Source organism: Novosphingobium colocasiae, from assembly GCF_014652555.1.
Lineage (GTDB): Bacteria > Pseudomonadota > Alphaproteobacteria > Sphingomonadales > Sphingomonadaceae > Novosphingobium > Novosphingobium colocasiae.
In genome coordinates this window covers 199,374-223,168 of sequence record NZ_BMZA01000001.1, presented here as the reverse complement: position 1 = coordinate 223,168, position 23,795 = coordinate 199,374, and the positions used below count along the sequence as shown (strand labels likewise).

Genomic DNA, 23,795 nt, shown 5'->3' with positions numbered 1-23,795 from the left:
AAATCCCGGTTTCGTGCGAGACGGTGCTAACCGGTGTGCGCGCCCTTGCGCTTGGCCTCCCGGGCGCTATCTGCAACGGGCCATGGCCGACCAACTTGCCCTTACCGTCAACGGCGAATCGCGCCGCATCGCCGCCGGGGCGAGCATTGCCGATCTCGTCGTCTCGCTGGAACTCGATCCGAAGAAAGTCGCGGTCGAGCATAACGGCGAGATCGCCCCGCGCTCCACGCTGGCCGCAGTGATGCTGGCCGACGGCGACGTGCTGGAGATCGTCCACTTCGTCGGCGGCGGGTGAGGCCGCAGCCTCGTCCCGCAATCTTTTTGAAGGAACCCCTGTCTTGACCGCCACCCCTGCCGATACCTGGACCGTCGCCGGCCGCACGTTCACCTCGCGGCTGATCGTGGGAACCGGCAAGTACAAGGATTTCCGGCAGAACGCCGCCGCCGTCGCCGCATCGGGGGCCGAGATCGTCACCGTGGCGGTGCGCCGGGTCAACATCTCCGACCCCAAGGCACCGATGCTGAGCGATTTCATCGACCCCAAGGTCATCACCTATCTGCCGAACACCGCCGGGTGCTTTACGGCGGACGAGGCGATCCGCACGCTGCGGCTGGCGCGCGAGGCGGGCGGCTGGGATCTGGTCAAGCTGGAAGTGCTGGGCGAGGCGCGCACGCTTTATCCCGACATGCGCGAAACGCTCAAAGCCTGCGAAGTGCTGGCCCGCGAAGGGTTCGCGCCGATGGTCTACTGCGTCGATGATCCGATCGCGGCCAAGCAACTGGAAGAGGCGGGCGCGGTGGCGATCATGCCGCTGGGCGCGCCGATCGGATCGGGCCTGGGCATCCAGAACCGGGTGACCGTGCGGCTGATCGTCGAAGGGGCGAACGTGCCGGTGCTGGTCGATGCCGGCGTCGGCACCGCGTCGGACGCGGCGGTGGCGATGGAGCTGGGCTGCGACGGGGTGCTGATGAACACCGCCATCGCCGAGGCCAAGGACCCGGTGCGCATGGCGCTGGCGATGAAGCTGGCGGTCGAAGGCGGGCGGCATGCCTACCTTTCCGGGCGCATGGCGACCCGCAAATACGCCGATCCGTCGAGCCCGCTGGCCGGGCTGATCTGAAGCTTAACGAAACCCTTGCGGGCGGCTTACGCTGCGGGCCGTAGACAAACCTTTGCATAGTTAATCGCTTGGAAACCTATCTGTGGTGATCATGTCATCGGCGGGAAACGGAGTCTTGCCCCGCCAGATAGGGATCACGACCATGGCTTATGCGGGTACGGCAACTCTGACGATCAGCGAACTGCGCGAGTTCGCCAGCTTCAGCCCTTGCGAGCAGCGCTATATCCGGCGCAGCCTCGATGTCGGACTGGGCCGGCAGGACGCGTTCAAGCTCTGGGCGCGCGATGCCGACGAGATGGCCTCGATCCGCCGCCAGTATGTCGCCTATCAGGACCTCAAGACGCTGCGCACCTGCCGCCCTAACGATGCCGGCTTCGAAGGGCTGGACGATTTCATGGGCAAGCTGATGCGCATGGCCGCGTTCGATCTGGCGCAGGGCAAGCTGACCAGCTTTTCCGCATTCCGCTTTCTCTATGAACGCCTGCTTGGCGCATGGTCGCGGCCGTGGCTGCCCGGGGCGTTCTGCGGGGCCGCCGCGCTGCCGCAGATCCGCCCGGACCGCCGCAAGGTGCTGCTCCATTCGATCAGCGAAGCCGCCGCCACCGCGCCCGGCTGGTCCGATCGCGAGCCCAGCTTCTATCCTGAGTGGATCGAAAAGGAAGCCGCCTGACCGGCTCGCCGTCCACGGCTGATTCTTAACCTGATTTCCCTGGCACGCGATCTGCTTTAAGCGGGTCGCGTGACCGTTTTGCGCGCACTCCTTCCTGCCGCCCCGCGCCGCCGCGCCGCGTTGCTGCTTGGCGTGCCGGGGCTTGCGATCGGAATGATGCTGTCGGGCGGCTGGCCTCGGGCACAAGGGGTCGATCCGGCGCTGCTGGCGACCAACGCCGCGCTCGATGCCCGTCAGGCCGGGGCCGATCTGCGCGCAGCCCAGGCCGAAGGGGGCATCGCCCGGAAACGGGCCGAGCGGCTGGAGGCCAATGCCCGCGCCGTCACTGCCCAGGCCGAGAAGACCGCACGCGAAGCCGCTGCCGTGGCCGCGCGCATTCAGGAAACGCAGGCCGCCATCGCCGCCCAGCAAGCCCGCACGCGCGGCATCGCCGCCGAGCGGGCGGGCTTGCGTGCGCGGATGGCGGCGCGGCAGGCCCCGCTGGCGCGGCTGACCGGCTCGCTCCAGCGGCTGTCGCGCCGCCCCCCGCTGCTGGCGCTGCTGCGGCCCGGATCGGTAAGCGATGTGGTCTATCTGCGCGCATTGCTCGATACGATGCTGCCGCAGGTGGAGGCGCGCACCGCCGCCCTGCGCAGCGAGATCGAGAAAGGCCGCGCGCTCGAACGCAAGGCGCAGGCGGCCGAGGCGGACTTGCGCAAGGTGCAGGGCGAGCTGACCGCGCGCCGCCAGCAACTGGCGGTGATCGAATCGCGCCAGCGGCTGGCCGGGCGCGAGGCTTCGGGCCTGGCCGCGCGCGAAGCCGAGCATGCGCTGGCGCTGGCCGAAAAGGCGCGCGATCTGGGCGGGCTGCTGGACGATATCGGCCGCCAGGGCGCGCTGCGCGATGCGCTGGCCGGACTTCCCGGCCCGGTCATGCGCCCGCCCGATCCGGCGCGCGCGCAAGTGATCGAGGCAGAGGACTTCGCCCCGCCGCCCGAAGGGCTGCCCGGATACATGCTGCCGGTGGTGGGCCGGGTGCTGTCCGGCTTCGGGGAAACCGCCGCCGGGCAGGCGCGATCGGCAGGGCTGACGCTGGTAACCCGGCCGCTGGCCCAGGCCGTTGCCCCCGCGCCCGGCCGCGTCGCATTCGCCGGACCTTATGGCGGCTATGGCCGGATCGTCATCATCGAGCACGATGGCGGCTGGACCTCGCTGGTCACCGGCCTCGCCCGGCTTGACGTGCGGGTGGGGGACACCATCGTCGCCGGATCGCCGCTGGGCATGGCCGGGCCGGGCGCGCCGCGGATCGGCGTCGAATTGCGCCGCAACGGCCAGCCCGTTAATCCCCTGCAATATTTGCAGGCGCTATGATGCGCCCCGGACGCCCCCTGCGCCCACTGGTAATGCCGATAGCGCGCCGGTAGAGTGCCCCCATCCCCTGTGCGCCGGAACGGTATCCGGCCCGCGAACGAAAGCTGATACGCCCGATGAAGCTTGCAGCCCTGATCCGTGCCGGCATGCTGGTGTCTGCGGTCGCCCTGCTGCCCACCGCCACCGCCGGCCTTGCCGCCGTCGATGCCAGGTCCGCCGAAGAGTTCAACAAGCTGTTCGAGGTCTACCGGCTGGTAAAGCAGTACTACGTCGATCCGGTGAACGACGACAAGCTGCTCAAGGGCGCGATCGACGGCATGCTGGCCAGCCTCGATCCGCATTCCAACTATCTCGACGGCAATTCGTTCGACCGGCTCGAAACGATGATCGACGGGAATTACTCGGGCCTCGGCCTGTCGGTGCAGGAGGATGACGGCGCGGTAAAGGTGATCGCTCCGTTCAAGGGCAGCCCGGCGGAGAAGGCCGGCATCAAGGCGGGTGACTACATCACGCACCTGGACGGCGTGCTCTATTACGAACGCGATCTTGATGAAGCGGTCGAAAAGATGCGCGGCCCGGCCGGCACCTCGATCCGGCTGACGATCTTCCGCCCCGGCCGTGATGCGCCGTTCGACGTGACGGTGACGCGCGGGGTGATCGATCTTGAGCCTGTCACCAGCGCGCTCAAGGACAATTCGATCGGCTATATCAGCGTCAACGAATTCTCGCGCGATGTCGGGGCCGATGTCCAGGCGGCGCTGGTGGACTTGCGCAAGCAGGCGGCCAAGGGCCCGGTCGGCCATCTCAGCGGGGTCGTACTGGACTTGCGGCAGAACCCCGGTGGATCGCTGGACGAGGCGGTGGCGCTGTCCGACCTGTTCCTCGACAAGGGCGATATCGTCTCGCAGCGCGGCCGCATCTCCAGCGAGAACCAGGTTTACCGCGCCGAATCGATGATCAAGGGCGATGCCGCCAAAGGCCTGCCGGTGATCGTGCTGGTCGATGCCGGATCGGCCTCCGCCTCCGAAATCGTCGCCGGCGCGCTGCAGGACCAGCGGCGCGCGGTCATCATGGGTGAGCGCACGTTCGGCAAGGGCAGCGTGCAGTCGCTGCTCCAGCTTGACGCCAAGAGCGCGGTCAAGCTCACCACGGCGCGCTATTTCACGCCTTCGGGCCATTCGGTGCAGGAAGGCGGCATCCTTCCCGATATCCGCGTTCCGCAACTGTCCGACCCCGATGCGCGGGTGCGCGCGCAGAACGAGATCCGCGAATCCGATCTGCGTGGCCACCTCATCAACGAGGCGGCGATTGCCGACAAGGATCTGGAGTCAGACAAGACCGATGATCCGCGCTTCAAGGTGACCGCCGAGCAGCTCAAGAAGGAAGGCGTGACCGACTTCCAGCTCGACTATGCGCTGCGTACCCTGCGCCGGACCGATGCCAAGGCGATGCTGGCCGCAGCGCAAGCCAAGGCCCAGGCGCAGAAGAACTGACCGGCGAGTAATTCGGGATGACCGTTGCAACCGTTCCGCAGGATGTCCGCGCCGCGCGCTGGCTGGCGCTGCTGGTGCCTGCCGCGCTGCTCGGCGGGGCCTATGTCAGCCAGTACGGCTTCGGGCTCTATCCTTGCGAGATGTGCTGGTGGCAGCGCTATCCGCATATGGCCGCGATCGTGCTGGCGCTGCTGTCGTTCTTCTGGCGGCCGGTGCGCCCGCTGGTGGCGGTGGCGGCGGTGGCGATCGGCATTTCCGGCCTGATCGGCGCGTTTCACGCCGGGGTGGAATATCACTGGTGGCAGGGTTTCACCGCCTGCACCGCCGAACGGACCACCGGCGGCGGCGATCCGCTGGCGGCAATCCTCGATTCGCCGCTGATCCGCTGCGATACCGCGCAGTGGACGCTCATGGGCATATCGCTGGCCGGCTTCAATTTCATCCTGTCCGGACTCGGTGCGATCGCTATCCTGGCGCTGCTTTCGCGTCGCGGCGCGGGGCCCGAAGGTGCAGGAGCAGGATCATGACCATGCCGCAAGACACCCGCCGCCGCGACCGCATGCTGCGCGTCGATCAGGCCGGCGAATATGGCGCGATCCGCATCTATGCCGGGCAGATGGCGGTGATGGGCACCCGCGCCCCGCTGGCCACCGAAGTGGCCCGCATGGCGGCACAGGAGGAAGATCACCGCGCCCGCTTCGACGCGATGATGGCCGAGCGCGGGGTCCGGCCGACATTGCTCCAGCCGGTATGGTCTGTCGCCGGCTTCGCGCTCGGCGCGGCAACCGCGCTGCTCGGCCCCGAAGCGGCGATGGCCTGCACCGCCGCCATCGAAACCGAGATCGACGAGCATTACAGCCAGCAGCTCCAGGAACTGGGCGACGACGATCCCGAGCTTTCCGGCGTGATCCACGAATTCCGCGAGGACGAGCGCGAGCACCGCGATACCGCCCTCGCCTCGGGCGCGGAGAAGGCTCCGGCCTATCCGCTGCTGTCCGGCGCGATCCGGCTGGGCTGCCGTCTGGCGATCAGGCTGTCCGAACGGATATGAAGCACTGATTTTGCCCCTCCCCCGTTCGTGGGCTTGGTTTGATCTGGGCCATTGACCGCCCGCGCTTCAGCAACCATTCAATCGCTGCGCACCTTATACAAGTCGACGGTACCGGAGCGCGTACCCATGGAGAGCCTCGCGATGATCCGCCCCCTGACTGCCGCCCTTCTTCTCGCCGGCGCGCTTGGTGCCGCGCCCGCCGCACAGGCGCAGGAACAGACCACCGCCGATGGTGAGAAGTACAACATGGTCATCGTCTATGGCGACCAGCCGTGCGAAGCGTCTGCGGACCCGGCGGTGATCACCGTCTGCGCGCGCGTGGGCGATCAGTACCGCATCCCCGAACCGCTGCGCGGCGTCGATTCGCCCAAGAGCGATTCGTGGACCAACAAGGTCACCGCTTACGAAACGGTCGGCGCATTCGGCACCCTGTCCTGTTCGCCGGTGGGCGCGGGCGGTTCGCTGGGCTGCACCCAGAAGCTGATCGATCAGGCTTATGCCGAGCGCAAGAACGGGTCGAACGTGAAGTTCGGCGAACTGATCGCGGCCGAGCGCGAGAAGCGGCTGTCGACGATCGATACCGATGCCGCCGATCACCAGAAGCGGGTCGAAGAGGCGGAAAAGGTCTACCTCGAACAGCAGAAAAAGCAGCAGGCGGCGCAGGATGCCGCCGAAGGTTCGGCCCCCGCCACCCCTCAGCCATGAGGCATCGGTGCTTTACCGGGGCCAAGAAAAACGCGCTTGCGCAACTCTACTTTACCGGTAGATATTCGCGCCACTGCGGTGGACCCCAAGGTTGACCGGAAGGACAAGGCCGGGCCTCGGGCTCCGGGACGGTAGCCGACGAGCGGCCCGTTCGCGTGCGTGGCGCAGGCAGCTTCCGATCAGTCGTGCTGCCGCGATCAAGGGGTCGCCCGAATGAATGCAGTGCAGGTTTTCGACAGCATGCATGCTGTTGCAGGGCTGCTGGTCGGCGTGCTGGTCGGCCTGACCGGCGTCGGCGGCGGGTCGCTGATGACGCCGCTGCTCGTGCTGATGTTCGGCGTTGCCCCCGGCACGGCCGTCGGGACCGACCTGCTGTTTGCCGCCATCACCAAGATCGCGGGTTCAGCCGTCCACGGCAAGCGCGATACGGTGGACTGGCAGATCGTCCGCCGCCTCGCCACCGGCTCGATCCCTGCCGCGCTGCTGACGCTGGGCGCGCTGGCGTGGTTCGGCAAGGTCGGCAAGAACACCGAACATGTGATCCTCGTCTCGCTCGCCGCGCTGCTGGCGCTGACCGCTGTGGCGGTGCTCCTGCGCAAGCGCTTGTTCAAGGCGGCGGTCGATCACGGCCCGATGCAGCCTGCGGGCCGGATCGTGGTGTGGACCGTGGTGCTGGGCGCGTGCATCGGCACGGCAGTCTCGATCTCCTCAGTGGGCGCCGGCGCGATCGGCGTCACCGCGCTGCTGATGCTCTATCCCCGCAGCCCGATGGTCCGCCTGGTCGGCTCGGATATCGCCCATGCCGTGCCGCTGGCGCTGATCGCCGGCTTTGGCCACTGGTTCCTGGGCGATGTGAACCTGGTGCTGCTGGGCAACCTTCTGATCGGCTCGATCCCCGGCGTGATCGTCGGCAGCTATCTGTCGAGCCGGGCCCCGGACCGCGTGCTGCAGCCGCTGCTGGCCTGCGTGCTGGCGGTTTCGTCTTGGCAGCTCTTCCTCAAGGCGCGTGCCGAGGACAAGGCCGACAAGGTGGAAGTGGCGGCCGCCCCGGCCAGCGTCGCCGCGCAGCCGCATTGATCGGGTAGCCGGCACGAAAAGGGGGAACGGCACGAAGCCGCTCCCCCTTTACTTTTCCGGTCTGTCCAGCAGGCGGGCTCAGCTCAGTGCGATATCCGGGGCGTCTTCCTGCTTCATCCCGACGACGTGGTAGCCGCAGTCCACGTGGTGGACTTCGCCGGTGACGCCCGAAGCCAGGTCCGACAGCAGATAGAGCGCGGACCCGCCGACATCCTCGATGGTGACATTGCGGCGCAACGGCGCGTTCAGCTCGTTCCACTTGAGGATGTAGCGGAAATCGCCGATCCCGCTGGCGGCCAGCGTCTTGATCGGCCCGGCCGAGATCGCGTTGACCCGGATGTTGCGGGGGCCAAGATCGTTGGCAAGGTACTGTACCGAGGTTTCCAGCGCCGCCTTGGCCACGCCCATGACGTTGTAGTGCGGCACCACCTTTTCGGCCCCGTAATAGGTCATCGTCACGATCGAGCCGCCATCGCGCATCATTGCGATCGCCCGCTTTGTCACCGCGACCAGGCTGTAGGCCGAGATGTTCATCGTCATCAGGAAGTTTTCGAGGCTGGTATCAACATAGAGCCCGCGCAGCTCGTTCTTGTCGGAAAAGCCGATCGCGTGGACGACGAAATCGAGGCTGTCCCACCGCTCGGCCAGGGCGGCGAACGCGGCATCGATCGAATCCATCTGCGAGACATCGCATTCGATCAGGAAATCGCTGCCCAGGCTTTCGGCCAGCGGCCGCACCCGCTTGGCCAGCGCCTCGCCCTGATAGGAGAACGCCAGTTCGGCACCCTGCTCGTGCAGCTTCTTGGCTACGCCCCAGGCCAGCGACTTGTCATTGGCCAGGCCCATGATGAGCCCGCGCTTTCCCTGCATCAAACCGGTCATTCTTGTCTTTCCCGTGTAGTTTTCGCCTGTGGCCCCGCGGCCGGGGCGGCGCTTTCGTGCATGTCGCGTTCTTCCGGGGTTTCCGCAAGAGCCGCGTTAAGCTCGGCGCCGACGACCATCCCTAAGCCCACCAGCCAGAAAAAGAAAAGCGCGATCATCACTCCGGCAAGGCTGCCATAGGTCAGATCGGTGGCGAAAAACGTGTGCAGGACGCGCGGCATGGCGTTGGCGACCAGCAGCCACCACCCGGTGACCAATGCCGCGCCGGGCCACTTGGGATAGAGCCGCGAGCGGTAGGCGCGCGGGGTCAGCAGCAGGAACACCACATAGATCGAGACAAACAGCACCCCCGCCCCGATCATCCGCGTCAGCACAATCCCGTCGATCACCCAGCCCAGCCGCGGGAACAGCGCCAGCACGATCTCCTCCACCGCCGACACCGTGACCTGGAGCGAAAGCGCGACCAGCAGCAGCAGGACCGAACCGAAGATCACCGCGCTCGACATCGCGCGTTCGCGCCAGAAGCCGTAAGTCCGGCGGGTGCCATATGCCCGCCGCAGGATATCGCGCAGGGTCTCGATCAGGCTGGAGGCCGACCACAGCCCGAACACCCCGCCGATCCACAGCAGATGACCGTGGCGCGCGCCGGCGACATCGCGCGCCACCGGCACGATCACATCGGACACGCGCGGCGGCACGGCGGCGAGGAACGCGGCGATCGAATCGTCCAGCTTGCCCTGCGCCCCCAGCAGCGAGAAGATCGCCGCCAGGACGATGAAGAACGGAAACAGCGAGATCAGCGTCATGTAGGCAAGGTTGCCGGCATGGACGAATCCGTCCTTCCACGCCCCGGTCAGCACCCGCTCGAAGATCACCACCGCCCGGCGGATGCGCCCCCGGCGGCCGGGGATGGACGGGCCATCGCCTTCGCGGGCGCGCCGGGCATGGCGTCGCCGCGCTTCGGGGGTATCCCGCTCGCCCAGATCGGCTGGGTTGCCATCAGCCGGATCGGCAAACGCGCTGTCATCAGCCACCGGCGGCTCGCAAGCGTCGGGTGCCCGCAGCTCCTTCGCGGCGGCGGGGTACTGCTCGTGGCCGGTCCCGGTCAGACGCCCAGCCGGCCGCGAATGTCGCGGGTGTCCCGCCAGCCTTCAAGGCGGCGGGCCAGATCGGCATCCGCATCGGGCAGGACGATCTGTAGCGCGAACAACTGGTCGCCGCGCGATCCGTCCTTGCGGCTCATGCCCTTGCCCTTGAGCCGCAGGACCTTGCCGGAACTGGCACCCGCCGGAACCGTCAGCATGACCGCGCCGGATGCGGTGGGAGCCTTGATCTTGGCCCCGGCCAGCGCTTCATCCAGCGTGATCGGCAAATCGATCCGCAAATCATCACCATCGCGGCGGAAGAACGGGTGCGGCTGGATCTGGATGGTCACAATCGCATCGCCCGCGCCACCGGGGCCCTGCTCACCCTTGCCGGAAAGGCGCATCTGGGTGCCGTCTTCCACCCCGGCAGGCAGCTTGAGATCGATCGTCTTGCCGTCCGACAGGGTGATCCGCTGGTCGCGGCGTTCTGCCGCGTCGGTCAGCGAGACGGACAGGCGATAGGAGACGTTGGCCCCCTTGGGCGCGCGGCCACCGCGCGGGCCGCCGCCCATACCGCCACCCATGCCGCCGAACCCGCCGCCCCGCTGGCCACCGCCGCCGAAGATACCCCCCAGGATATCCTCGAAATCGACGCCGCCGCTTTCGAAGCCGCCGCCAAAGCCGCGCTGGCCACCGCCGAACCCGCCACCAAAGCCGCCGCCGCCCGCGCCGAACGGCATCGACGGATTACCGTCCGCGTCAATCTCGCCCCGGTCGAACTGGGCGCGCTTGGCCTTGTCGGACAGCAGGTCGTAAGCGCGGGTCACGTCGCTGAAACGCTCGGCCGCGCGGGGATTGTCCTTGTTGGTATCCGGGTGCAGTTCCTTGGCAAGCTTGCGATAGGCGGATTTGATATCCTTCTCGCTCGCGCCGCGCGCCACGCCCAGGACGGTATAGGGGTCTGATGCCATGATGCGCCATAGCTAGGGGCCGGGCGGCGGCGCGGCAAGCGCTGCCTTGCGCAAATTGCCATGGAATTGGCCCACATTTTCGTAAATCGTGCGCTTTCCTGACCGCACTTTCCGTCCTAAACGATCGACCTCACGCCGGATGCACGGCGATTTGTCTGCGATCAAGGCATTCGCCGGCTATCGCTGACAAGCTGCCCTGCGTGCCCCCGCCGTTTGCCAGTTTGCTCATCAGGAATTCCCATGGACGCCGATCAGGCCCGCGAGGTCATCCCCCATACCGATCCCTTCAGCCTGTTCCAGACCTGGTACGACGAGGCGCGGGCGAGCGAGCCGAACGATTCGAACGCCATGGCGCTGGCCACCGCCACCCCGGACGGCCACCCGTCAGTGCGCATGGTCCTGCTCAAGGGCCACGGGCCGCAGCTCGGCCCGCGCGGCGGTTTCGTGTTCTACACCAACGGCCACAGCCGCAAGGGCGGAGAGATCGCCGCTAATCCGCACGTGGCGCTGCTGTTCCACTGGAAGAGCCTGCGCCGACAAGTGCGGGTCGAAGGCTCGTTGACCCCGGTGACCGAGGCCGAAGCCGAGGCATACTTCCATTCGCGCGCCCGCGATTCGCAGCTTGGCGCGGTGGCCTCGGACCAGTCCGCCCCGCTCGACAGCCGCGAGACCTTCCTCGCCCGCTACGAACAGGTGCGCGAACGGTTCGAGGGCCGCGAGGTCGACCGGCCGCCGCACTGGACCGGCTACCGCGTCGAGCCCGAGGCGATGGAGTTCTGGCACGACCGGGAATTCCGGCTCCACGAGCGCCGGCGCTTCACCCGCAGCGGCGATGCGGGCTGGACCAGCACGCTGCTGTATCCATGACCACGATGGCGGCACCCGCAGCGGAAAAGGGCGCGCTCAACCGGGCGGCGGCGATGGCGAGCATCGCGGCGGCGGTGACGCTGCTGGCGCTGAAGGCGTGGGCGGCCTGGTCCACCGGATCGACCGCGATGCTCGGCAGCCTGGCCGATACCGCGCTCGATCTGGTCGCCAGCATGGCGACGCTGCTGGGCGTATGGATCGCGGCCCAGCCGGCGGATGACCGGCACCGCTTCGGCCACGGCAAGGCCGAGGCGATCGCCGCGCTGTTCCAGATCGTCCTGATCTCTATCTCGGCGATCGGCATCGCCGCGCGCTCGATCGAACAACTCTTGCGCGGCAGCCGGGTGCAGGAAGCCGAATCGGGGATCGTCGTCTCGCTGGTGGCGATCGCCGTCACCTTCGCGCTGATCGGCTGGCAGCGCTACGTGATCCGGCGCACCGCCAGCCTCGCGATCACCACCGACAGCGTGCATTACCAGTCGGACCTGCTGCTCAACCTCTCGGTCATCGCCGCCCTGCTGCTCGATCATTTCGCCGGGCTGTCCATGGCCGATCCGCTGTTCGGCCTCGGCATCGCGCTGTGGCTCGGCTGGGGGGCGTGGAAGGCTTCAAGCCGGGCGTTCGAGGAACTGATGGACCACGAATGGCCGGTCGAGAAGAAGCGCCGCTTCCTGGAGGTGCTGGCCCGCAACCCCGACATCATCGGCGTGCACGATCTGCGCACCCGTTCGTCCGGCCACCGCGATTTCGTGCAGTTCCACGTCTGGGTCGATCCCGACATGACGGTGCGCGACGCCCACAAGGTGATGGACGATATCGAGGCGCGGCTGCACCGCGAATTTCCCGATATCGAGATCCTGATCCATCCCGATCCCGAAGGCCTGATCGACGAGACCGGCCCGGCCGCGCGCGACGAGCTTTCGGAGGTTAGCGAAGGCCCTGGGCCGGTGCCGGGCACGGCGGCCTAAAGCGGCACGGCGAAAGCAGAGTATGTTCTGCATGACGCAGCGCTGTCAGCCGGTGGCTCCACCCGACCGCAAAAGGATGAGGAGACCAAATGGACAAGGACATGGCCCGAATTTTGGCGAACGGCGGAACCACGGCTTCTCGTGATCTGATGCGGCTGCATGACATTGTGAAGCATCATCTGCCGGAAGATATCGATCTTCGGCAAGGCATAGCGAGCGCAATCGCCGAGGTGGGGCAGCACATTATCCAGCCAGCGTTTGACGCTTGGCCAGAGTTGCAGGAGGAGTTTGAACTTCGGCTCGACAAATACGGCGTAACGACCTGACCGAAACCGTTTTGCCCATGCCGCTCAGGTGTTTTCCGCCTCCAGACCAACACCGCAAGGTTTCAAGCGCCGGTCAGGCGTCCACTTCGGCGTAATGGCTGGGTGGCTGGATCACTTCCATCCGCTCGGATAAAAGCGGCTGAAAGCTGGGCCGCGATTTCATGACCAGATACCAGGCGCGCGCCTGTTCGTGCGTGGTCCAGTCGATCCCGCCCAGATAATCGGCGACGCTGATCTGCGCGGCGGCGGTCAGGTCGGCGAGCGACATCGTCGATCCCGCCAGCCACGGACGGTTGTCGATCAGCCAGTCCACATAGTCCAGATAGTCATGCGCCAGCTTCATCGCCTCGCGCAGCGCCTTGGCGTCGGGAGACTGGCGCAGCACCAGCCGCTTCTTCATCCGTTCGTGCAGCAGCGGGCCCGAGACGTCGCGGAAGAAATTCTCGTCGAACATGGCGACCAGCCGGCGGATTTCGGCGCGCTGCTGCGCGGTGCCGCTGATCTGCGGGTTGCGATCGACGGTTTCCTCGAAATATTCGCAGATCGCCCGGCTGTCGGACAGGACGATATTGCGATCCGGGTCCTTGATCACCGGGGTGCAGCCCGCCGGGTTCATCGCGAAGAACCGGTCCTCTCCCTCCCAGGGGCGGGCGGACTGGAGTTCGTAAGCGATGCCCTTTTCGGCCATGAGCAGGCGCACCTTGCGGCTGAACGGGCAGAGCGGAAACTGGTAGATATGCCACATGGTCGATCGGGAATGCCAAAGCGCGCGCAGGGCGTCCACCCGAAGGGGGAAAGGAGTGGCCGGGAAACAGGTGGATAAGTCGAGCCGCGCCGGCCGAAGCGAAAACGAGGACTCGACAAGCGCTGTGCTTGCCTTCACCCGGCAGAGCGTCGGCCGCCCGGGTCCGGCAGGCGAGGCCGGATGCACGATTTCTTGAGCGAACTGGCAACGGCCGAGGAAATGCAGGCCTTCGAGGCCGGCAGGCCTCTGGCGGGGCCAACCGGGGCGCTGGCAGGCATCGGTTTCGATACCGCCGAAGACGCGCTGGAACTGGCGCTGCGGATATCCACGACGATGTGGAAGATGGCGCGCGAATTCAAGGCATCGTTGGAGGAAGGCGAACCGGGCCGCGCCCTGGACGCGGCCTATTGCTTCCGCATGGAAGGCGAACTGCTGGCCGCCCTGCGCGCGGCGTTCGAGGCGGATACGGGATGCAATGCCGACGGCATCTACGAATTCATGCCCTTTGCACAGAAAGTGGCGCACCACATCAAAACGCAGCTCCCGCCGCCCGAGGGGCGGGTGGAATGGGATTGAGGCGTCAGGCGGAGTGGGTGGGCTGGGCGTTCTGCGCCGAAACTTACTCCCCTCGCCAAGCGGCGATGAGGCCGCTATGCCGACCCCGACATGCAGACGGCCGACCTTCGCATTGCCCTGTTTACCGGCAACTACAACTACGTCCGGGACGGGGCCAATCAGGCGCTGAACCGGCTTGTCGGTTATCTGCTCAGCCAAGGTGCCAGCGTCCGGGTCTATGCCCCGACGGTTGCCGAGCCCGCCTTCCCGCCCACCGGCGATCTCGTCAGCATCCGCTCTATCCCGTTCCCCGGCCGCTCCGAATACCGCTTTCCGTTGCGGATCCAGCGCTCCGTCCGGGCCGATTGCGCCGCCTTCGCGCCCAACGTGGTGCATGTCGCATCGCCCGACGTTTCCGCGCATCACGCCGTCTCGTGGGCCCGCAAGCGCCAGTTGCCGATCCTGGCCAGCGTCCATACGCGGTTCGAGACCTACCCGCGCTACTACAACATGGCCTGGGGCGAGCCGATCATCGAGGCAATCCTGCGCCGCTTCTATCGCCGCTGCGATGCGCTGGTCGCGCCGTCCGAAAGCATGGCGCAAGTGCTGCGCGAGCAGCGGATGAACTACGACATCTCGATCTGGTCGCGCGGCGTCGATCGCGAGACCTTTCACCCCGGCCGCCGCGACAACGCCTGGCGGCAGGCGCTCGGCATCGCCGACGATGTGGTGACGATCGGCTTCCTCGGCCGGCTGGTCATGGAAAAGGGGCTCGACGTGTTTTCCGACACGATCGACGAACTGACGCGGCGGAATGTACGCCACAAGGTGCTGGTGATCGGTGACGGGCCCGCGCGCGGCTGGCTGGAAGCGCGGTTGCCGGATGCCGCGTTCGCCGGGTTCCAGACCGGGGCCGACCTCGGCCGGGCAGTCGCGTCGATGGACGTGCTGTTCAACCCCTCGGTCACCGAAACATTCGGCAACGTCACCCTGGAAACGATGGCCTGCCGCCTGCCGGTGGTCGCCGCCGCCGCTACCGGCAGCCAGAGCCTTGTCGATGACGGCGTTTCCGGCCGGCTGATCCCGCCCGGCGCGGTCCACCAGTTTGCCGAGGCGCTGCGCGCCTATATCGAGCAGCCGCAGCTACGCCTGGCGCACGGCGCGGCCGGAGAGGCGCGATCCGGCGAATTCAGTTGGGACCGCATCAACCAGACGGTGGCGGATACCTATCTGCGGCTGATCCGCCAGAAGCGCGCGGGCTCTCGTCGCGGTCAAGAGTGAGTGCAATCGCGGCCCGGCGTCGCTAGATAAGGGCGATGGCCGACCTTTTCGCCGATGACCTGCCGCAAACGCCCGCAGCGCCCGACCGCGATGACCCACGCGCCGATGCCCCGCTGGCGGATCGGCTGCGCCCGCGCGCGCTCGAAGAGATCGTCGGGCAGGATCACCTGACCGGCCCCGAAGGCGCGATCGGGCGGATGGTGAGTGCGGGGCGGCTGACCTCTATGATCCTGTGGGGCCCACCGGGCACCGGCAAGACCAGCATCGCGCGGCTGCTGGCGGATGCGGTGGGCATGCGGTTCGCGGCGATTTCGGCGGTGTTTTCCGGCGTCGCCGATCTCAAGAAGGCGTTCGCCGAGGCCGGCGTCGCGGCGCAGGCGGGGCGGCGCACGCTGCTGTTCGTGGACGAGATCCACCGCTTCAACCGCGCCCAGCAGGACGGCTTCCTGCCGTTCGTCGAAAGCGGGGTGGTGACGCTGGTCGGCGCGACCACCGAAAACCCCAGCTTCGCCCTGAACGCGGCGCTGCTGAGCCGGGCGCAAGTGCTGATCCTGCACCGTCTGGACGCGGTGGCGCTGAACCGCCTGCTCGACAAGGCCGAAGCGCTGGAGGGGCCGCTGCCGCTGGATGGCGATGCCCGCGCGGCGCTGGTCGCATCGGCAGACGGCGATGGCCGGTTCCTGCTCAATCAGGCCGAAACCCTTTATGCGGCGCGGATCGACGGGCAGCTCGACCCCGCCGGACTGGGCGCGTTCCTGCAGCGCCGGGTGGCGGTGTACGACAAGGATCGCGACGGGCACTACAACCTCATTTCCGCCCTGCACAAGTCGCTGCGCGGGTCGGACCCGCAAGCCGCGCTCTATTACCTCGCCCGCATGCTGACGGCCGGGGAGGAGCCGCTTTACGTCCTGCGCCGGCTGGTTCGTTTTGCCAGCGAGGACATCGGCCTCGCCGATCCGCAGGCGCTGGTGCAATGCCTGGCCGCCAAGGACGCCTACGACTTCCTGGGATCGCCCGAAGGAGAACTGGCGATCGTGCAGGCCTGCCTCTATCTGGCGACCGCCCCCAAATCCAACGCCGCCTATGCCGCGCAGAAAGCCGCGTGGAAAAGCGCGAAGGAAACCGGATCGCTGTCCCCCCCGGCCAACATCCTCAACGCACCGACCAAGCTGATGAAGGATATCGGCTACGGCAAGGACTATGCCTATGACCACGAAGCGCCGGACGGCTTTTCCGGCGATAACTACTGGCCCGAGGGAATGCCCCCGCAGGACTATTACCGCCCGGTCGAACGCGGGTTCGAGCGCGAGGTGGTAAAGCGGCTGGAATGGTGGGACAAACGGCGCAAGGAACGGCGCGAAGCTTAGGTGGCCCGGTTCCGGCACTTCATCGGGATCGACTGGTCCGGCGCGGCCGGTCCCCGGCAAAAAGGCATCGCGGTCGCGCTGTGCTCGCTGGACGGCGCTGCCCCGCGCCTGCTGGAACCGCCGGGGCATCGCCACTGGTCGCGCATGGAGGTGCTGGACCTGCTGCTCCACGGCCTGCCCAGCGATGCGCTGGTCGGAATGGACCTCGGCACCGCCCTCCCCTTTGCCGACGCGGGTGCGTTCTTCCCCGGATTGCCCTCCAGCCCGGCCGACGCGCGGGCTCTGTGGGCATTGATCGATGCCGTCTGCGCCGACGACCCGCACTTGGGTGCCGCCAGCTTCGTCGATCATCCTGACTTCGCGCCCTACTTCCGCCGTCACGGCGGCCGCGAGGGCGCGCTGTTCCACCTGCCCGGCGCGGCCCACCGCCAGGGCCGGATGCGCCTTACCGAGATCGCCCAAGCTCGTGCGGGTTGTCGGCCGACATCGAACTTCAACCTCGTCGGCGCGGCGCAAGTGGGCAAATCGAGCCTGACCGGCATGCGCCTGCTGCATCGGCTGGCGGGGCGAATTCCGGTCTGGCCTTTCGACCCGCTCGCCGGATCGGGGCCGGTGGTGTTGGAAATCTACACCGCGCTGGCCGCCATCGCCGCCGGTCGCCGCGCCGGGGCGGCGAAGATGACCAGCGCTGACGCACTGAACGCCGCGCTCGCCGCGCTCGGCTCGCCACCGGTCACCGCCATGGGTCAGCTTGACGATCACGCCTGTGATGCACTGGTCACGGCCGCGTGGCTGCGCCGCGCCGCCTTTTGCGACGAGCTGTGGTGCCCGCAGGAAATGACGCGCGAAATAGCCTTGACCGAGGGGTGGACGTTCGGCGCGCGATAGTTGAAAAGCAATTCATGTTCTGCCGCCCCCGGCAAGATCGTCCCCATGGTGAGAGGCTACCCGTGACCCGCAAAACCCTCCTCTTCCCCGGCCTGTGCGCGCTTGCGCTGGCCGGTTGCACCACCGTTCCGGCAACGCCGCCCGCCCCCGCCGATGCCGCCGCACCGAGCGCCCCCACCGCCGCTGCCGGCGACTGGAACGGCTTCGTCAAGTCGACCATCGACAAGTGGTTCGCCATCGATCCCGCCTTCGCTGTCTACGAAGGCGCGCACGCCTATGACGGCAAGCTGCCTGACTGGAGCGAGGCCGGGCTCAAGGCCAAGGGTGATTTCCTGCGCGCGGTGATCGCCGATGCGGGGACATATACCGGGCTGACCAAGACGCAGGCGTTCGAGCGCGATTATCTTATCATGGTCGCCAAGGGGCAGTTGTTCTGGCTGGAAGATGCCGACCAGCCGCACCACAACCCGGAATACTATATCAACGGCGGGCTCGATCCCAACGTCTACGTCAGCCGCGCTTATACCGACAAGCCGACCCGGATGAAGGCGATGATCGCGTTCTTCAAGGCGGTGCCCGCCGCCGCCCAGGCGGTGCGCGCCAACCTTCGCGCACCGATGCCGGCAAGCTATGTCAAGCTCGGTGCTGAAGCCTTCGCGGGCTATGCCGATTACTACAAGGGTGACGCCCGCGCCGCGTTCGCCGATGTCGCCGACCCGGCGTTGCAGGCGGAATTCAGGACCACCTCGCAAGCAGCATCAGATGCGATGGCGGGGCTGGCGAAGTGGATGGAGGCCCAAAAGGCCGGAGCCACCCAGGATTTCGCGATGGGGCCTGAGCGCTTCTCGCGCATGTTGCTGGCGACCGAAGGGGTCGATGTGCCGCTGGCCGAACTGGTGCGCGTGGGGCAGGCGGACCTCGCCCGTAATACCGCCGCGATCCGCGAAGCCTGCGCACGCTACGCCCCCGGCAAGACCATCCCGCAATGCGTCGCCCGGATGAATAGCGACAAACCCAAGGACGGCCCGGTAGCCGAAGCGCGCCGCCAGATCCCCGAACTGGTCGCCTTTGTGAAGGCCAGGGACGTGCTGACCATCCCCGGCGACAAGATGGCGCAGGTCGAGGAAAGCCCGCCCTACAACCGCGCCAATTCCGCCTACATGGACCCGCCGGGGCCGCTCGAAGCCAACGGATCGTCGATCTACTATATCTCGCCGCCCGACCCGACGTGGTCGAAGGCGATGCAGGACGATTATATCCCCGGCAAGTCGGACCTGCTGTTCACCACCGTGCACGAGGTGATGCCGGGGCATTACTTGCAGTTCCTCCATTCCAACGCGGCGGCATCGCCGGTAGGGCAACTGTTCGTCGGCTATGCCTTTGCCGAAGGCTGGGCGCATTACACCGAAGAGATAATGTGGGAGGCCGGGCTGGGCGATGGCGCGCCCGAAGTCCACATCGGCCAGCTCACGAACGCGCTGCTGCGCAACTGCCGCTTCCTGTCCGCGATCGGCCTGCATTCGGGCACGATGACGCAGGCGCAATCGAAGCAGATGTTCATCGACCAGTGCTTCATCGACGAAGGCAACGCCGAGCAGCAGGCCGCGCGCGGCACATACGATCCGGCCTACCTCAACTATACGCTGGGCAAGCTGATGATCCGCAAGCTGCGCGAGGACTGGACCGCGACGCGCGGCGGCCGGGCCGCGTGGAAGCAGTTCCACGATGAATTCCTGAGCTATGGCGGGCCGCCGATCCCGCTGGTGCGCCAGGCGATGATGGGCGAGGATACACCCCGCGCGGTATTCTGATCGCGGCGCGCGCGTACAAAACCACTGGACCGGGGCCCATGCCGCAAGCTAAGGGCCCCGGACTGTCAGCAGGCGGGCCGGGTTAGCACAGCGGTAGTGCAGCGGTTTTGTAAACCGAAGGTCGGGGGTTCGATCCCCTCACCCGGCACCAGCCCCCCCCACCAGCGGCGTTCAGCGCGGCCAGCAGTGTTCATCCGCGATCACCAGCACCGCCACCTGCACCGCGCTTTCCACCCGGTCGATATGCCCGATGCCGATCCGGTCCTCGGCCAGGCATACGTCGCCGGCGCGGAACACCTGCACCTCGCCGCTGCCGCTCACTTCCAGTTCGAGCCCGCCGGACATCACCAGAACCAGGTTGTTCGTCACTTCGGGGTGCCAGTCGACGAAGGTGTCAGCCGCCATGGCGATGAACTTCAGACCGAGCGCGGGGCGCACCGCGCTCCAGCCGCCGGGTGCCCCGAACAGATCGGCGAAATCGTGGTAATAGGACAAGCCGTCCGGTGCCGTGGTCATCCGGCGCAACAGCGGCTCGCGCCCGGCTGCAGAGGCGGAGGTTTCGCCTGCAGCAGGCACCGGCCGCGCCCTGGGGCCCGGCCAGTCGGCATCGACGCGTATCTGGACCAGCCGGCAATGCCCGCCCACCCGTGTCGCCGGTGGCCGATCCGCCGCCGCATCGGCGAGGAATAGCGCGCCAGCCCCGAGCCGCAATTCAGTGCCGTCGGCAAGCGCCAGCACGACTTCCCCGCTGACGACAAAGGTGAGCAGCGGGCCGGGCAGGTCGAACAGCGCCACAGTCCCCGCTTCCGCCCCGGCATCGAGCGTGCGCAGGCCGCCGACCGCAGCCATCGATTCGCGCAAGGGCGGGCCACCCACGGCAGCCACGCGGAACGGTTCGGGATCGACAACACCGGATGCCTGCGGCATGCGCAGCGGCAGATCGGCCACCACGAAACCGCGCCCGGCCTCATGCGTCAGGCGCAGCGCCGCCACGGCCGACGTCAGCCGTCGGTCTGGTTGTAGCGGGGCGCGCGCTTTTCCAGCGCCGCGTTGACCCCTTCGCGCAAGTCCGCCGTGTGGGTCATCGCCGCGACACCCCAGAAGCTCATGTTCATCGAGCCAATGAGGTCCATGTGCCAGGACTGGCGCAACTGGTTCTTGGTCGCCTCGATCGCCAGGCGCGGACGCTCGGCAATCCGCGCTGCCAGTGCGACCGCGCTGTCGATCAGGTCTTCGGGGGCGACCACCCGGTTGACGAGGCCGATCTCCAGCGCCCGGTCGGCGTCGATGATGTCCCCGGTCAGCGCCAGTTCCGCCGCCATGCCGCTGCCGATCAGGCGGGGCATGAAATAGGTGCCGCCATTGCCCGGGTTCAGCCCCAGCTTGATATAGGTTTCGCCCATCTTCGCCGCTGTCGATGCGATGCGCATGTCGCACGCCAGCGCCAGGTCGAGCCCGCCGGCGGTGGCCCCGCCATTGATCGCCGCGATCACCGGCAGCCGGCACGAAGCGAGGCGCTGGGTGACCGGGAACAGCACGCGGGCGTTGTAAGGCTCCTGCGTGCGGGCGTGGTCGGTCTCCAGGTAGCGCTTGAACTCGACCAGATCGGCCCCGGCGCAGAATTGCTTGCCGGCACCGGTGAGGACCAGCACACGCACCGAAAAGTCCGCCTCCAGCGCGGCCAGGGCGTGGACCAGATCGGCGGCCATCTCCGGCACCACGCCGTTCCCGCGTTCGGGCCGGTTCAGCGTGATGAGGGCAACGCCGGGGGCCGGACGGTCGAGCAGGATCGTTTGGTAAGTCATGGCTGTATCTGCGACTCGTCTCAGAGGCGTTCGAGGATGGTCGTGATGGTAAGCGCGTAGCTGTTGTCGAGCCAGCCGCCGCCGTTCACCGCCATGGCGATGCGCGCATTGTCCACCTGCCGCTCGCCCGCCTCGCCGCGGAGCTGGGTGACGATCTCGTGCAACTGGGCGCAGCCGGTCGCGCCGAGCGGATGGCCACGGCTCAGCAGGCCGCCGGAAAGATTGACCGGGTAGCGTCCCCCGGCCGCAGTCACCCCGTCGCGCAGCAGCAGGTGGCCCTGCCCCGCTTCGCACAGCCCGATATCGGCATATTGCGTCAGTTCGGCCGGAGCCGCCGCATCGTGGAGTTCGAACAGATCGCAGTCCTTCGCGCCCAACCCGGCCCATTCGAACGCGCGATTGGCCGAATCGAACACCGGGCGGTTGCGCGCGCCCGAGGCGTTCTGGCAGGCGCGGATGACGACCATCGGCACGTCCAGCGTCCGTGCCCGCTCTTCGGAGCAGACCAGCACCGCCGCCGCGCCGTCAGTAATCGGCGAGCACATCGGCAGGGTCAGCGGATCGGCGATCATCCGCGCGGCCAGCACGTCCTCGATCGTCTGGGGGTTGCGCATGAACGCCAGCGGATTGTGCATCGCGTGGTTGCGGTTCTTGACCGCCACGCGCGCGAAATCCTCCGGGCTGGCACCGTAATCCGCCAGATAGCTGCGGGCGACGCCAGCGTAATACTCCATCAGGATGGAATTCGTTGCCTCGGTGCCCGGCGTCTCCTCGCCGATATCGTCGATATCGGTCGATCCGCGTAGGGCGTGGAACGGCCGGGTGCGATCGGTGTGCGACATCTGCTCGACGCCCAGCGCCAGCGCCACTTCGACACAGCCGCTGGCCACCGCCTCGACCGCCAGCAGGAACGCCGAACCTGACGAAGCGCAGGCGTTCTCGACGTTGATGAGCGGAACTTCGCCGAGCGGGTGGTTGCGAAAGATCACCTGCCCTTTGATCATGGTCTGCTGGACGACGGTCCCGGCGATGGCATTGCCGACATAGATCCGTTCGACATCGGCAAACCCCAGCCCGCGCGCCGAGCGGAAGGTCGCGTCCAGCGCCTCCATCGACAGCGCCCTGAGGCCCGCACCGGTTCGCCGACCGAACGCCGACATCCCCGCCCCGGCGATCGCTACCTTCTTCATCCCTGCACTACCTTTGCCCCGGCTCCGCCGCCGATCCGGCTGGCGTGCCCCTCCCAATAGCGATCGCGCACTTCGCGGCGCAGGATCTTGCCGTATCCGCTGACCGGCAGTTCAGCGACGAAATCGACGGCCTTGGGCTTCTTGTAGCCGGCCATGTATTCGCCGCAGAAATCGATGATCTCGCGCGCGGTCAGCGTCTCGCCCGGCTTGGGAACGACGACGGCGTGGACCGCCTCGCCCCAATATTCGTCCGGAATGCCGAAGACGACGCAGTTGGCGACGCGCGGGTGGAGGATGATGACCTCCTCCACTTCGCGCGGATAGACGTTGTTGCCGCCGGAAATGACCATGTCCTTGGCCCGGTCAAGCAGGAACAGGAACCCGCGTTCATCGAAGTAGCCGACATCGCCGGTATGCAGCCAGCCGCCGCGCAGCGCTTCGGCGGTGGCTTCCGGGTTGGCCCAGTACCCGGGCATCACGACATCGCCGCGCGCCACCACTTCGCCCACTTCGCCGGGGGGGAGCGGGTTGTCATCGGCATCGACGCAGTGCGCTTCGACATCGGTGCGGATCTGCCCGGCGGAACCGATCCGCGCATCGCCCGCATCCAGCAGTTCCTGATGCAGGCGCGCGCTCATCCCGGTGATGGTGATCGGGCTTTCGCCCTGCCCGTAAAGCTGGACGAAGATCGAGCCGAAGGTTTCGACCGCCTTGCGCAACTGATCGACATAGATCGGCGCGCCGCCATAGCAGATCGCCTTGAGCGAGGAGATATCGTGGCGGCCCGGTACGTATTCTTCCAGCATTTTGACGATCTGGGTCGGGGCCATGAACGCGATATGCGAAACTTTCAGCCGCTCCACCGTCGCCAACAGGGCATCCACGTCGAAGCTGGCGGAATCCATGATCGCGTTGACCGCCCCGCGCGCCACCGTAGGCAGCGCGATGATGCCGCTGCCGTGCGACATCGGCGCACAGTGCAACACCATCTCGCCGGGCTGGATATTGTGCAGATCGGCCAGGTAATTCATGATCACGCAGCGGACCATGCGGTGGTTCCACATGGCACCCTTCGGCTTGCCGGTCGTGCCCGAGGTGTAGAACAGCCAGCACAGATCTTCCGGCTTCGCCTCAACACCGGCCGTCAGGGCCCTGGCCGGGTCATACAGGTCGTCCAGCGGGTTCGCCCCTGCTGCCGGCTCGGTACAAAAGCGGGTGACGCCTTCGAACAGCGTCTCGTTCTCGATGATGCCGTCCTGGTATTCGGCACCATGGATCAGTACCCGCGCGCCGCTGTTGCCGACGATATAGGCGATCTCGCGGGCGTGCAGCCTTGCGTTCACGGGCACCACGATCAACCCGGCGGCGAAGCACCCGTAGATCACTTCCATGATGCGCGGCGAATTGGCGAGACAGAAAGCGACGCGATCCCCCGCGCCCAGCCCCAGCGCCAGCAGGTTGCCGCCGACCGCGAGCGCGCGATCGTGAAACTCGCGGTAACTGACAACCTCGTCCCCCTGGACGAGCGCCGGCGCGTCAGGCCGCTGGCGGGCAGCCTTCTCGAGGAATGCGAAGGTGTTCACGGGT

Annotated in this window: 23 protein-coding genes, 1 tRNA gene and 1 pseudogene; 17 read left to right on the top strand and 8 right to left on the bottom strand. The window is 67.1% G+C overall.

What is annotated here, in order from left to right; all coding sequences use genetic code 11:
• Positions 1 to 82 precede the first annotated feature (82 nt).
• The 8 genes and pseudogenes from thiS to IE122_RS01045 all read left to right on the top strand — a co-directional run bounded on the left by thiS (position 83) and on the right by IE122_RS01045 (position 7,467).
• Positions 83 to 1,121, top strand: a pseudogene (gene thiS / locus IE122_RS01080) (sulfur carrier protein ThiS).
• A gap of 142 nt (positions 1,122 to 1,263) precedes the next feature.
• Positions 1,264 to 1,791 (top strand): hypothetical protein, encoded by a 528-nt coding sequence (locus IE122_RS01075; RefSeq protein WP_189619240.1) that lies wholly within the window; start codon positions 1,264 to 1,266, stop codon positions 1,789 to 1,791.
• Positions 1,792 to 1,860: 69 nt separating this feature from the next.
• Positions 1,861 to 3,141: a murein hydrolase activator EnvC family protein gene (locus tag IE122_RS01070; RefSeq protein ID WP_229813615.1), complete on the top strand. Its 1,281-nt coding sequence runs from the start codon at positions 1,861 to 1,863 to the stop codon at positions 3,139 to 3,141.
• A gap of 116 nt (positions 3,142 to 3,257) precedes the next feature.
• On the top strand, positions 3,258 to 4,634 hold the full coding sequence (locus IE122_RS01065; protein ID WP_189619239.1) for a S41 family peptidase: 1,377 nt from the start codon (positions 3,258 to 3,260) through the stop codon (positions 4,632 to 4,634).
• Positions 4,635 to 4,651: 17 nt separating this feature from the next.
• Positions 4,652 to 5,161: a disulfide bond formation protein B gene (locus tag IE122_RS01060; protein WP_189619238.1), complete on the top strand. Its 510-nt coding sequence runs from the start codon at positions 4,652 to 4,654 to the stop codon at positions 5,159 to 5,161.
• A gap of 2 nt (positions 5,162 to 5,163) precedes the next feature.
• Complete coding sequence (locus IE122_RS01055) at positions 5,164 to 5,685, top strand: demethoxyubiquinone hydroxylase family protein (RefSeq protein ID WP_189619715.1); 522 nt, start codon at positions 5,164 to 5,166, stop codon at positions 5,683 to 5,685.
• 141 nt (positions 5,686 to 5,826) lie between these two features.
• Positions 5,827 to 6,390 (top strand): hypothetical protein, encoded by a 564-nt coding sequence (locus IE122_RS01050; protein WP_189619237.1) that lies wholly within the window; start codon positions 5,827 to 5,829, stop codon positions 6,388 to 6,390.
• Positions 6,391 to 6,630: 240 nt separating this feature from the next.
• Positions 6,631 to 7,467: a sulfite exporter TauE/SafE family protein gene (locus IE122_RS01045; protein ID WP_229813614.1), complete on the top strand. Its 837-nt coding sequence runs from the start codon at positions 6,631 to 6,633 to the stop codon at positions 7,465 to 7,467.
• 78 nt (positions 7,468 to 7,545) lie between these two features.
• Here IE122_RS01045 and fabI read toward each other — a convergent pair whose 3' ends face one another.
• The 3 genes from fabI to IE122_RS01030 form a co-directional block, all read right to left on the bottom strand.
• Positions 7,546 to 8,349, bottom strand: coding sequence for an enoyl-ACP reductase FabI (gene fabI, locus IE122_RS01040; protein WP_189619235.1), 804 nt, complete (start codon positions 8,347 to 8,349; stop codon positions 7,546 to 7,548).
• A complete protein-coding gene (locus IE122_RS01035) occupies positions 8,346 to 9,383 on the bottom strand; it encodes a YihY/virulence factor BrkB family protein (RefSeq protein WP_229813613.1) in 1,038 nt (345 codons plus the stop codon). Before IE122_RS01035 ends, fabI begins: the two co-directional genes overlap by 4 nt.
• Positions 9,384 to 9,454: 71 nt before the next feature.
• Positions 9,455 to 10,405 carry a DnaJ C-terminal domain-containing protein gene (locus IE122_RS01030; RefSeq protein ID WP_189619234.1) on the bottom strand — a complete coding sequence of 317 codons (951 nt, stop codon included), beginning with the start codon at positions 10,403 to 10,405 and terminating at the stop codon, positions 9,455 to 9,457.
• 240 nt (positions 10,406 to 10,645) lie between these two features.
• Between IE122_RS01030 and pdxH the strand changes: the two genes are divergently transcribed.
• The 3 genes from pdxH to IE122_RS01015 all read left to right on the top strand — a co-directional run bounded on the left by pdxH (position 10,646) and on the right by IE122_RS01015 (position 12,566).
• Positions 10,646 to 11,272, top strand: coding sequence for a pyridoxamine 5'-phosphate oxidase (pdxH, locus tag IE122_RS01025; protein ID WP_189619233.1), 627 nt, complete (start codon positions 10,646 to 10,648; stop codon positions 11,270 to 11,272).
• Entirely contained in the window at positions 11,269 to 12,240 is a 972-nt protein-coding gene (locus tag IE122_RS01020) for a cation diffusion facilitator family transporter (protein WP_373299077.1), read from the top strand. The genes pdxH and IE122_RS01020 overlap by 4 nt, the downstream gene beginning before the upstream one ends.
• Before the next feature lie 89 nt (positions 12,241 to 12,329).
• On the top strand, positions 12,330 to 12,566 hold the full coding sequence (locus IE122_RS01015; protein WP_189619232.1) for a hypothetical protein: 237 nt from the start codon (positions 12,330 to 12,332) through the stop codon (positions 12,564 to 12,566).
• Between the two features lie 73 nt (positions 12,567 to 12,639).
• On the opposite strand, the gene IE122_RS01010 is transcribed toward IE122_RS01015, so the two are convergent.
• Positions 12,640 to 13,311 (bottom strand): glutathione S-transferase family protein, encoded by a 672-nt coding sequence (locus IE122_RS01010; RefSeq protein ID WP_189619231.1) that lies wholly within the window; start codon positions 13,309 to 13,311, stop codon positions 12,640 to 12,642.
• Positions 13,312 to 13,491: 180 nt separating this feature from the next.
• Between IE122_RS01010 and IE122_RS01005 the strand changes: the two genes are divergently transcribed.
• From IE122_RS01005 to IE122_RS00980, 6 genes are all read left to right on the top strand, one after another.
• Positions 13,492 to 13,887: a hypothetical protein gene (locus tag IE122_RS01005; protein WP_189619230.1), complete on the top strand. Its 396-nt coding sequence runs from the start codon at positions 13,492 to 13,494 to the stop codon at positions 13,885 to 13,887.
• Positions 13,888 to 13,977: 90 nt separating this feature from the next.
• Entirely contained in the window at positions 13,978 to 15,147 is a 1,170-nt protein-coding gene (locus tag IE122_RS01000) for a glycosyltransferase family 4 protein (protein ID WP_189619229.1), read from the top strand.
• 35 nt (positions 15,148 to 15,182) lie between these two features.
• A complete protein-coding gene (locus IE122_RS00995; RefSeq protein ID WP_189619228.1) occupies positions 15,183 to 16,514 on the top strand; it encodes a replication-associated recombination protein A in 1,332 nt (443 codons plus the stop codon).
• Complete coding sequence (locus IE122_RS00990; RefSeq protein ID WP_189619227.1) at positions 16,515 to 17,402, top strand: hypothetical protein; 888 nt, start codon at positions 16,515 to 16,517, stop codon at positions 17,400 to 17,402.
• A 62-nt stretch (positions 17,403 to 17,464) separates the two neighbouring features.
• Positions 17,465 to 19,213, top strand: a complete 1,749-nt coding sequence (locus tag IE122_RS00985) for a DUF885 domain-containing protein (protein WP_229813612.1) — start codon at positions 17,465 to 17,467, stop codon at positions 19,211 to 19,213.
• Between the two features lie 76 nt (positions 19,214 to 19,289).
• Positions 19,290 to 19,364: transfer RNA gene (locus IE122_RS00980), tRNA-Thr, on the top strand.
• Positions 19,365 to 19,384: 20 nt separating this feature from the next.
• On the opposite strand, the gene IE122_RS00975 is transcribed toward IE122_RS00980, so the two are convergent.
• Genes IE122_RS00975 through IE122_RS00960 form a run of 4 tightly spaced genes read right to left on the bottom strand, consistent with a single transcriptional unit; the run spans position 19,385 to position 23,791 of the window.
• Positions 19,385 to 20,206: a cupin domain-containing protein gene (locus IE122_RS00975; RefSeq protein WP_189619225.1), complete on the bottom strand. Its 822-nt coding sequence runs from the start codon at positions 20,204 to 20,206 to the stop codon at positions 19,385 to 19,387.
• 8 nt (positions 20,207 to 20,214) lie between these two features.
• A complete protein-coding gene (locus tag IE122_RS00970; protein WP_189619224.1) occupies positions 20,215 to 21,018 on the bottom strand; it encodes an enoyl-CoA hydratase/isomerase family protein in 804 nt (267 codons plus the stop codon).
• A 20-nt stretch (positions 21,019 to 21,038) separates the two neighbouring features.
• Entirely contained in the window at positions 21,039 to 22,208 is a 1,170-nt protein-coding gene (locus tag IE122_RS00965; RefSeq protein ID WP_189619223.1) for a thiolase family protein, read from the bottom strand.
• Positions 22,205 to 23,791: an AMP-binding protein gene (locus IE122_RS00960; protein ID WP_189619222.1), complete on the bottom strand. Its 1,587-nt coding sequence runs from the start codon at positions 23,789 to 23,791 to the stop codon at positions 22,205 to 22,207. Before IE122_RS00960 ends, IE122_RS00965 begins: the two co-directional genes overlap by 4 nt.
• Positions 23,792 to 23,795 lie beyond the last annotated feature (4 nt).

Excerpts from the sequence above, each read along its gene's own strand:
- IE122_RS01015 (WP_189619232.1), top strand. The coding sequence starts at position 12,330 with ATGGACAAGGACATGGCCCGAATTTTGGCGAACGGCGGAACCACGGCT.
- IE122_RS00970 (WP_189619224.1), bottom strand. The coding sequence starts at position 21,018 with ATGACTTACCAAACGATCCTGCTCGACCGTCCGGCCCCCGGCGTTGCC.
- IE122_RS01020 (WP_373299077.1), top strand. The coding sequence starts at position 11,269 with ATGACCACGATGGCGGCACCCGCAGCGGAAAAGGGCGCGCTCAACCGG.
- pdxH (WP_189619233.1), top strand. The coding sequence starts at position 10,646 with ATGGACGCCGATCAGGCCCGCGAGGTCATCCCCCATACCGATCCCTTC.
- IE122_RS00965 (WP_189619223.1), bottom strand. The coding sequence starts at position 22,208 with ATGAAGAAGGTAGCGATCGCCGGGGCGGGGATGTCGGCGTTCGGTCGG.
- IE122_RS01030 (WP_189619234.1), bottom strand. The coding sequence starts at position 10,405 with ATGGCATCAGACCCCTATACCGTCCTGGGCGTGGCGCGCGGCGCGAGC.
- IE122_RS01050 (WP_189619237.1), top strand. The coding sequence starts at position 5,827 with ATGATCCGCCCCCTGACTGCCGCCCTTCTTCTCGCCGGCGCGCTTGGT.
- IE122_RS01065 (WP_189619239.1), top strand. The coding sequence starts at position 3,258 with ATGAAGCTTGCAGCCCTGATCCGTGCCGGCATGCTGGTGTCTGCGGTC.
- IE122_RS00995 (WP_189619228.1), top strand. The coding sequence starts at position 15,183 with ATGGCCGACCTTTTCGCCGATGACCTGCCGCAAACGCCCGCAGCGCCC.
- IE122_RS01075 (WP_189619240.1), top strand. The coding sequence starts at position 1,264 with ATGGCTTATGCGGGTACGGCAACTCTGACGATCAGCGAACTGCGCGAG.
- IE122_RS01060 (WP_189619238.1), top strand. The coding sequence starts at position 4,652 with ATGACCGTTGCAACCGTTCCGCAGGATGTCCGCGCCGCGCGCTGGCTG.
- IE122_RS01045 (WP_229813614.1), top strand. The coding sequence starts at position 6,631 with ATGCATGCTGTTGCAGGGCTGCTGGTCGGCGTGCTGGTCGGCCTGACC.
- IE122_RS01005 (WP_189619230.1), top strand. The coding sequence starts at position 13,492 with ATGCACGATTTCTTGAGCGAACTGGCAACGGCCGAGGAAATGCAGGCC.
- IE122_RS01000 (WP_189619229.1), top strand. The coding sequence starts at position 13,978 with ATGCAGACGGCCGACCTTCGCATTGCCCTGTTTACCGGCAACTACAAC.
- IE122_RS01010 (WP_189619231.1), bottom strand. The coding sequence starts at position 13,311 with ATGTGGCATATCTACCAGTTTCCGCTCTGCCCGTTCAGCCGCAAGGTG.
- fabI (WP_189619235.1), bottom strand. The coding sequence starts at position 8,349 with ATGACCGGTTTGATGCAGGGAAAGCGCGGGCTCATCATGGGCCTGGCC.
- IE122_RS01055 (WP_189619715.1), top strand. The coding sequence starts at position 5,164 with ATGCCGCAAGACACCCGCCGCCGCGACCGCATGCTGCGCGTCGATCAG.